Here is an 8,092-nt window from a genome sequence, read left to right as displayed (position 1 = left end):
GATCTCCGAAAAATTGTACAGGAGAGCAGTAGGTTAGCAAGGCCTACACCTGCAATCGAGAATTCTACTTTATTTTATATAGTAAGCGGTTTCTTGTCAACAAGTTTGTTTCCGCTTCGATCGCGTATTCTATATCTGTGAACCAGATTGGTAAGGCCAGTCGTCCCAAGCCTATCTGACACTAGTTTGACGAGATCCGTTGTATAGTTATCTTAACGTGAGAGGAAGGGAGAGGCCGATGAAAATGGGAATCAGTCGATTGGGAACCGAGGGATGGTTGCTTGGCGCGACAACGTTGAAAGTATTAGTGCGCGATACTGAGACGACCGTCGATGTCTTGCGTCTTGCGCCGGATCGTTTTTTTGATAGTCAGGAGCAGGAATTGGATCTGGACTTTCAAGTGGTCTATATAGAGGCGACCCCGACACTTATTAGCATGCTGACAGATATCGGAACACGGGTGAGTCTGATGGGTCATGTCCAGGGGTACTCACAGCCGTTGTCGACTGCACAACGGAACAAAGCCAAACGAATTCGCCGTACCGCCCGTCAGCAAGTCGCGTATGGAACCCGTTCTTGGCTCCATGCACAAGAGGAGTATTTCAAGAAACATGAGCATGCTAAGAAAAGTTTAGAAAGTCAGGCAATCGCGTATGCGCACGAAGAAATATCGCTTGTTTCGTTTCAGGCGGCTCAGAAGCGTACGGCAAAATCTTTGAGTTCGCATGTTCAAGATTTTCTCCAGAATGTTCAACAGAGGCAACAGGAAATTACAAAGGAAAGCATCGCCCAGATCGAAGCCCTTTCCCCGGCGATCTACGTGCTCACGCGCCCGAGCCGCATCAAGGTCATTTCGACGCCGGCGTTTCGCGATGCTGTGTTGCCGCCGGTGGATTCGCAGCTGGTGAAGGACCCGGTGTATCGCCATGAACGGCTCACCGCACTAAATGACCAGCGCCGCCAGATCACGACTCACCGCGCCCACATGTATGACCTGTCGCTTTTGCCACCAGCGATTCGTTTTCAGCTGATGGAAGGACGCCCGCAATCGAAGCACAAACCGACCGAGAGTGAGTGACGACAAAAGGTGCCCCGCAAAATTTTCGCGAGGCACCTTTTATATGAAGCAAACACTAATCTGAAAGTTCTTCCAGCGCGAGGCTGGCTTCTTCCCATTGGCTTTCCAGTTCGGCGGTCTGGGCGGTCAACGCATCGAGCTGGGTCTGCAGTTTTTGCATCTCCACGTAATCCGATAAAACGGCTGGCGCGGTCATTTGCTCCTGCACGGCCTGCGTTTGGTCAGCCAATTCGGTCAGCTGGGTCTCGATATCAGCGACTTGCCGTTCGCGTTTGCGTCTTTCACGCGCGTCTTGCTTGGATTGCTGATAATCGACCGCGGCGGCTGTCGGCGCGACCGCTTCGGTGGGGGCGTCTGCCGCTTTTTCCGCCTCAAGGGCCTGTGTCTCTGCCAATTTTTCTTGGTAATAGTCCCAGTTGCCAAGGTACAGGTGGCTGCCATCCGGGGTCAGGTCGACGATCGTGGTCGCAAGCTCGTTAATGAAATACCGGTCATGGGAAACGAACAGCACGGTGCCGGTGAAATCGGCGAGGGCATTTTCGAGCACTTCCTTGGAGTTGATGTCCAAATGGTTCGTCGGCTCGTCGAGAATCAGGAAATTGTCGTGTTTAAGCGCCAGCTTGGTCAGCTCAAGACGTGCTTTTTGGCCGCCAGAGAGATCGGCGACGGTCTTCGTCACATCCTCGGCATCAAAAAGGAAGGCAGCAAGGGCGGCGCGGACGTCTTTTTCCGGCATGGTGGGATGGTCGTCCCAGATCTCGGCCAAAACAGTCTTGTTCCAGTGCAGCTGGTGCTGATCCTGGTCGTAGTAGCCGACTGTGACGTTGGTGCCAAACCGCGAGCGGCCGGCGAGAAATGGAATCTGGCCCAGCACACTTTTGAGCAGGGTCGACTTGCCGACGCCGTTTTGGCCGATGATCGCCACGCGGTCGCCTTTGTTGACTTGAAAATCGATTGGCCCAGCCATGGGGGCAGCAACCTCGTAGCCGACGGTGGCTGCGGTGACCTGCAGGACCTCGTTGCCGCTGGTCGTGTCCGGGGTGAAGCGAAAATGAACGGACTTGTCATCGCCGGCGGGTTTCGGCAAGCGCACCATTTTTTCCAGTTGCTTGCGGCGTGCTTGCGCCTGTTTGGTGGAGCTGGCGCGGACGATGTTTTTGGCGACAAAGTCTTCCAGCTTGTGAATCTCTTCTTGCTGTTTCTCGTAAGCTTTCCATTCAAGCGCCTTGTTTTCCGCCTTGCGCTTGAGGTAGCCGGAATAGTTGGTGGTGTAGTGAACGGCGCGGCCAGCGGTCAATTCGTAAAGCTCGGTGACGACGTGATCGAGGAAATATTGGTCATGACTGACAGTGAGCACGGCCCCGGCGTAGCCTTTCAGGTAGCCTTCAAGCCACGCCAAGGTGTCGATGTCCAAGTGGTTCGTCGGCTCATCGAGAATGATCAGGTCATGTTTTTCCAGCAGGAGCTTGGCCAGGGCCAGGCGCGAGCGCTCGCCGCCGGACAGCGTGTGAATCGGCATGTCGAAGGTGGCTTCTGGAAAATTGAATCCTGCCAGCACCGAGCGAATCTCGGCCCGATAGCCATAGCCGTTTTGGTCGGCAAAATCGTGCTGAATCTGGTCATACTGCGCCAGTAATTTTTCATAGGCAGCGGGGTCATCCGCGGCAGTCGGATCCGCGATCTGCCGTTCCATGTCGTGCATCCGTTTTTCCATCGCAATGAGCGGGGCAAAAATGGTCAGCATCTCGTCGAAGATCGTGCGCTGGGAGTCGAGTCCAGAGTCCTGGGCGAGATAGCCAATGGAGACGTTTTTGCCAGTCGTCACCTGTCCGCCATCTGGGGCGTGAAGGCCGGCTAAAATCTCCAGCAGGGTGGTCTTGCCGATGCCGTTGGGGCCGACTAAGCCGACGCGGGCGCCGGTCTGCGCCTCGAGGGAGATGCCGGTGAAAAGGTCGTTGCCGGAAAACGTGCGGCCGACGTTTTGGGCCTGTAAGATGATCATGTTCGTGTTCCTTTCGCGTGAATATCCCTTTCATCATAGCACAACGACGCAACTGAGGTGGTGCCGCTCGTGAAGCTCGATGCGCAACCGAGGCGTCGTGCTTGCATCCATTCACAATGTCGTTTACTATACTATTGAAAGCATGTCCGACAGTTCACAAGCACGGGGCTTGTGAAAACAGAAAACCACGCAGGAGGCACTTCATGGCGGAAACGATCATTCCAAAGGCAACGGCAAAACGCCTGCCGCTGTATTACCGGTATCTGAACTTTTTAGCCAATTCAGGGACGACCAAGATCTCGTCGACTGAATTGTCCGAGGCAGTCAAAGTGGATTCGGCCACGATTCGCCGCGACTTCTCGTATTTTGGTGCACTGGGCAAGCGCGGCTATGGCTATGATGTCATGGACCTGATCAAATTTTTCAAAAAGATTCTCAATCAGGATCGCCTGACCAACGTTGCCTTGGTCGGGGTCGGCAATCTCGGCCACGCGCTGCTCAACTACAACTTCCGGCAGGCCAACAATATCCGAATCTCGGCGGCGTTTGATGTGGATCCGAAAATCGCCGGGACGATTCAAAGCGGTGTGCCGGTGTACCCGATGGACGAGCTGATCGAGCAGCTCCGCGTGCAACAGATCGAGATCGTCATTCTCACCGTGCCAACCGATGCGGCGCAGGCGATCACCAATGATCTGGTCGAGGCGGGCATCAAGGGCATCATGAACTTCACGCCGCTGCGCATTTCGGTGCCGAGCTATGTCCGCGTGCAAAATGTGGATCTGGCGACGGAACTGCAGACGCTGATCTATTTCTTGCAGCATTATGGTCCGACGCTCAAGGAGACGGAGCTCGACGACGATCTTTAATTCAATGACATCAAAACGGCGCTGAGTGTGCGAGCTCTCAGCGCCGTTTGTGTCTTCTTAGAAAATCAGCGGCGTGCCTAATTCGCCGGGGTGAAAATTGTGTAGGTCTGAACGGTGGTGACATTGTTCCAATCAAACCCAGTGTTGGCTGCATTTTGCTTTGTTTCTTCGTTCGTCAAAGTTTCGGTCTTCAGCCCCAGCGCGGTGCGCAGGACGTTTGAGACACGCTGCATTTCTTTTGTTGGGGCGATCTGGTAGGCGGAAGGGCCGGGATAGACCCAAGCGTTTTTGCCTTGCAGGTGGTCCGTCTTGATCGATTTGGCGGCGCCGCGATAATTTTGCAGCAGGGCGGTCATGTCATCAAAACTCAAATTGGTGGCGATATTGGTGGACAGCGTCTTGAGTAGCGGCTTGAAATTGGCCAAGGTCGACACGGACACCGCTTTTTTCAAGATCGCCTTGATCACCTGTTGCTGGCGCTGCTGGCGGCCATAGTCGCCTTGCGGATCTTCATCGCGCATGCGGGCAAAGGCGAGGGCCATGTCGCCGTTGAGATGGGCGGGGCCTTTGGTGAACGTCTGGCCGCCGGTGTTTTTGTCGGTCCAGGAAAAAGGCACAGTCACATCGATGCCGCCGACTGCATCGACCACTTTTTGCAGGGCGCCCATGTTGATGGTCAGGTAATAGTCGATCGGCACGTTGACCAAACTGGAAACTGCGTCGATCGCCATTTTCGAGCCGCCGATGTTATACGCGGCGTTGATCTTTTGCATGTTGAACGACTTGGTGCCGATCATTTGCGCCGCGGTGTCACGCGGAATGCTGACCATGGTCGTCTGATTTTTCGCCGGGTTGACCACCGCGATGATGATGGTGTCGGAGTGGCCCTTATCGACGCGGCCCTGCGCCCCTGTATCCACCCCCAGCAGCAAGGCCGCGAACGGCTTTTTCTGCTGAATCTCGGTGGCGACTTTACCGTCGACGCCGTGGTAGGTCTGATCGGCGGCATAGCGCGCCTGGCTGTAGAGCCGCAAGCCATACGCGGCGACGGCAAACAGCGCGGCGATGACGACTAAAACGATCAATTTGCCCGCGATGCGTGTCGGCCGCTGTTGGCGGTGCTGCTGACGTGTTTCCATTTTTACCCACTTCCTCTGCCATCAGCATACCCGCCTGCTTCGTGCGTCGGGGCGTTTTGGCCTTTTTTTAACGGTTCGTTAACGTTTTGCCGGCCGCTTAACGCGAAAATGCGTAGAGTAGCGTCAACGCCGTGGTGCCAATGTTGGCGATGAGGGGCGTGGCTAGGCTGCCGGTGTGACGGTAAAGATAGGCCAGCGCTAGGCCGACCAGTGTCTGGGTGAACCAGTGCGCCGGGTCGACGCTGAGTGCAAATAGCAGGCTCGAGATCAGTGCGGCGCCGAATACGCCGGTAGTCTCCGCCAGATCACCGAAGACGACTTTGCGAAAGGTCAGCTCCTGCAAGATCGGCCAGCAGATCACCACCGCAACGGCATAACCCGGGGCGGTCATCATCGCGGCCATGGTCTGGCTCACGGTTTGGCTCGTTTGGACTTGGTGAAAAAGACGCACTTCAATGAAGGCACCGAGTAGCTCGCACGCCAGCACAATGGCGATGCCGATCATGCCCCACAGAACTTGTTCCTGGCGCCCTGAAACGCCGGGGGTCTCGATCGCATTGGCGATCACCAAGTGGCGTTCGCGCTGCCATGCTAAGATCGTGAGCACCAGCAACAAGGCGGTGGTCGCCCATAAGCCGGCCGCCCCTTTCAACAACGACGTCAATAAAGCATTGCCGGCCACAGCGGCAATGAACGCGGCGATGATCGTCAACGCGTGTTTGCGAAGTGACATGTGAACGTCTCCTTTGTGTTTGTTACCGCTAGTATACCAGACCGCCCGGCCCCTGCGGCATGGCGGCAAGATCTGGGGCGTTTTTCCAGACGGGGATGCAAAACGGGGTTGCATTTTAGCACTCGTCTCGGTATACTGACAATTGTGTTAGCACTCAACAATACAAAGTGCTAAATCGAAATCAATGTATGGAGGGATCGTCTTGTTAAAACCGTTAGGAGATCGTGTCATCGTTCAAGTCGTTGAAGAGGAAGAAGAGACTGTCGGCGGCATCGTTTTGGCCAATAACGCCAAAGAGAAGCCACAATCCGGTAAAGTTATCGCTGTCGGTGAAGGCGGCCTGACGCCAGATGGCAAGCGCCTGCCGATGAGTGTCAAGGTCGGCGACGTGATCGTTTACGACAAGTATGCCGGCTCTGAAGTCAAGTACGAAGGCGAAAAGTACTTGGTCCTGCACGACAAGGACATCATGGCGATCGCGGGCTAAACTCGATTTTACAGTTGCTCCGGTCAAACGTTGAATAATATATGAGGTGAATTTCACACATGGCAAAAGAAATCAAATTCGGTGAAGACGCCCGGCGTGCAATGCTGGACGGCGTTGATAAGTTGGCGGATACCGTTAAGACCACGCTTGGTCCTAAAGGGCGCAACGTTGTTTTGGACAAGTCTTATGGCTCTCCTGAGATCACCAACGATGGGGTGACCATCGCCAAATCAATCGATCTGGAAGACCACTATGAGAACATGGGCGCTAAGCTGGTCGCAGAAGTTGCTTCCAAGACCAACGACATCGCCGGTGATGGGACGACCACCGCGACTGTTTTGGCGCAGGCCATCATTCGCGAAGGCATGAAGAACGTGACGGCCGGCGCAAACCCTGTCGGCATTCGCACCGGGATCGAAGAGGCGACGCAGGCCGCGGTCGATGAACTGCACAAGATCTCGCACAAGGTCTCTGGTAAAAAAGAGATCGCGCAGGTTGCCTCTGTTTCGTCTTCCAGCCAGGAAGTCGGCAATCTGATCGCAGATGCGATGGAAAAAGTCGGTCACGATGGCGTGATCACCATTGAAGAAGGCAAAGGCATTCAGACCGAGTTGTCCGTTGTTGAGGGGATGCAGTTCGATCGCGGCTACCTGTCTCAGTACATGGTCACCGATAACGATAAGATGGAAGCGGACCTCGACAATCCGTACATCTTGATCACCGATAAGAAGATCTCCAACATTCAGGATATCCTGCCATTGCTGCAAGAGATCGTGCAGCAGGGTAAGGCGCTGCTCATCATTGCGGATGACGTGGATGGCGAAGCGCTGCCAACCCTTGTTTTGAACAAGATCCGTGGCACGTTCAATGTTGTTGCGGTCAAGGCCCCTGGCTTTGGCGATCGGCGCAAGGCGCAGCTTGAAGATATCGCAGCCTTGACTGGTGCGACTGTTATCACCGCCGATCTTGGTCTTGATCTCAAGGATACGAAGATCGAGCAACTTGGCCAAGCTGGCAAAGTCACGGTCACCAAGGACAACACGACCATCGTTGAAGGCGCCGGCGACAAGGCGGTCATCGACGAACGCGTAGCCACGATTCGCAAGCAGATCGAAGACACCACCAGCGATTTTGACAAAGAAAAGCTGCAGGAACGACTGGCCAAGTTGGCCGGCGGTGTGGCTGTGATCAAAGTCGGCGCGGCGACCGAAACGGAGCTCAAGGAGCGCAAGTATCGGATCGAAGACGCGCTGAACGCGACCCGTGCAGCGGTTGACGAAGGCTACGTGGCCGGCGGTGGCACCGCCCTTGTGAACACGATCAAGGCAGTCGCAGCCCTCAAAGAGGAAGGCGACGTTCAGACCGGGATCAACATCGTGCTGCGCGCCCTTGAAGAGCCTGTTCGCCAGATCGCGCAAAACGCTGGCAAGGAAGGCTCCGTCATCGTCGATCGCATGAAGAAGGAAAAGGACGGCTTCGGCTACAATGCCGCCACCGATAGCTGGGAAGATATGGCCGCAGCTGGCATCATCGACCCAACCAAGGTGACCCGTTCTGCCCTGCAAAACGCGGCCTCTGTTGCGGCATTGCTTCTTACAACGGAAGCAGTTGTTGCTGACAAGCCAGAACCGCAAGACAACGCGGCAGCCGGCGCCGGCAATCCGGCAGCAGGTATGGGCGGCATGATGTAAGGCACTCACGCCAAAAATAAGGAAGCTGGGACTGCGGTCTCGGCTTCTTTTTTTGGAAGTGGGACAAGTGTCGTTCTTGGGTCTGACAGGGAA

General features: G+C 55.3%; 7 protein-coding genes. 4 read left to right on the top strand and 3 right to left on the bottom strand.

Annotated features, from left to right (window positions below):
- The first annotated feature begins 238 nt into the window (after positions 1 to 238).
- Complete coding sequence (locus JUE67_RS09900) at positions 239 to 1,078, top strand: hypothetical protein (protein ID WP_203626085.1); 840 nt, start codon at positions 239 to 241, stop codon at positions 1,076 to 1,078.
- A 55-nt stretch (positions 1,079 to 1,133) separates the two neighbouring features.
- On the opposite strand, the gene JUE67_RS09895 is transcribed toward JUE67_RS09900, so the two are convergent.
- Entirely contained in the window at positions 1,134 to 3,080 is a 1,947-nt protein-coding gene (locus tag JUE67_RS09895) for an ABC-F family ATP-binding cassette domain-containing protein (protein WP_203637142.1), read from the bottom strand.
- A gap of 203 nt (positions 3,081 to 3,283) precedes the next feature.
- On the opposite strand from JUE67_RS09895, the gene JUE67_RS09890 reads away from it, so the two are divergent.
- Positions 3,284 to 3,949: a redox-sensing transcriptional repressor Rex gene (locus JUE67_RS09890; protein ID WP_203626083.1), complete on the top strand. Its 666-nt coding sequence runs from the start codon at positions 3,284 to 3,286 to the stop codon at positions 3,947 to 3,949.
- Positions 3,950 to 4,026: 77 nt separating this feature from the next.
- Here the strand turns inward: JUE67_RS09890 and JUE67_RS09885 are convergent, their stop codons facing one another.
- Positions 4,027 to 5,088 (bottom strand): LCP family glycopolymer transferase, encoded by a 1,062-nt coding sequence (locus tag JUE67_RS09885; protein ID WP_203637141.1) that lies wholly within the window; start codon positions 5,086 to 5,088, stop codon positions 4,027 to 4,029.
- Between the two features lie 97 nt (positions 5,089 to 5,185).
- A complete protein-coding gene (locus JUE67_RS09880) occupies positions 5,186 to 5,821 on the bottom strand; it encodes a CPBP family intramembrane glutamic endopeptidase (RefSeq protein ID WP_203626081.1) in 636 nt (211 codons plus the stop codon).
- Positions 5,822 to 6,023: 202 nt separating this feature from the next.
- On the opposite strand from JUE67_RS09880, the gene groES reads away from it, so the two are divergent.
- Both groES and groL read left to right on the top strand, forming a co-directional pair.
- Complete coding sequence (groES, locus tag JUE67_RS09875) at positions 6,024 to 6,308, top strand: co-chaperone GroES (RefSeq protein WP_125696543.1); 285 nt, start codon at positions 6,024 to 6,026, stop codon at positions 6,306 to 6,308.
- 59 nt (positions 6,309 to 6,367) lie between these two features.
- Entirely contained in the window at positions 6,368 to 7,999 is a 1,632-nt protein-coding gene (gene groL / locus JUE67_RS09870; RefSeq protein ID WP_125696544.1) for a chaperonin GroEL, read from the top strand.
- Positions 8,000 to 8,092 lie beyond the last annotated feature (93 nt).

Source organism: Lacticaseibacillus mingshuiensis, from assembly GCF_016861785.1.
Lineage (GTDB): Bacteria > Bacillota > Bacilli > Lactobacillales > Lactobacillaceae > Lacticaseibacillus > Lacticaseibacillus mingshuiensis.
This window is presented reverse-complemented; position numbering and strand designations above follow the sequence as displayed.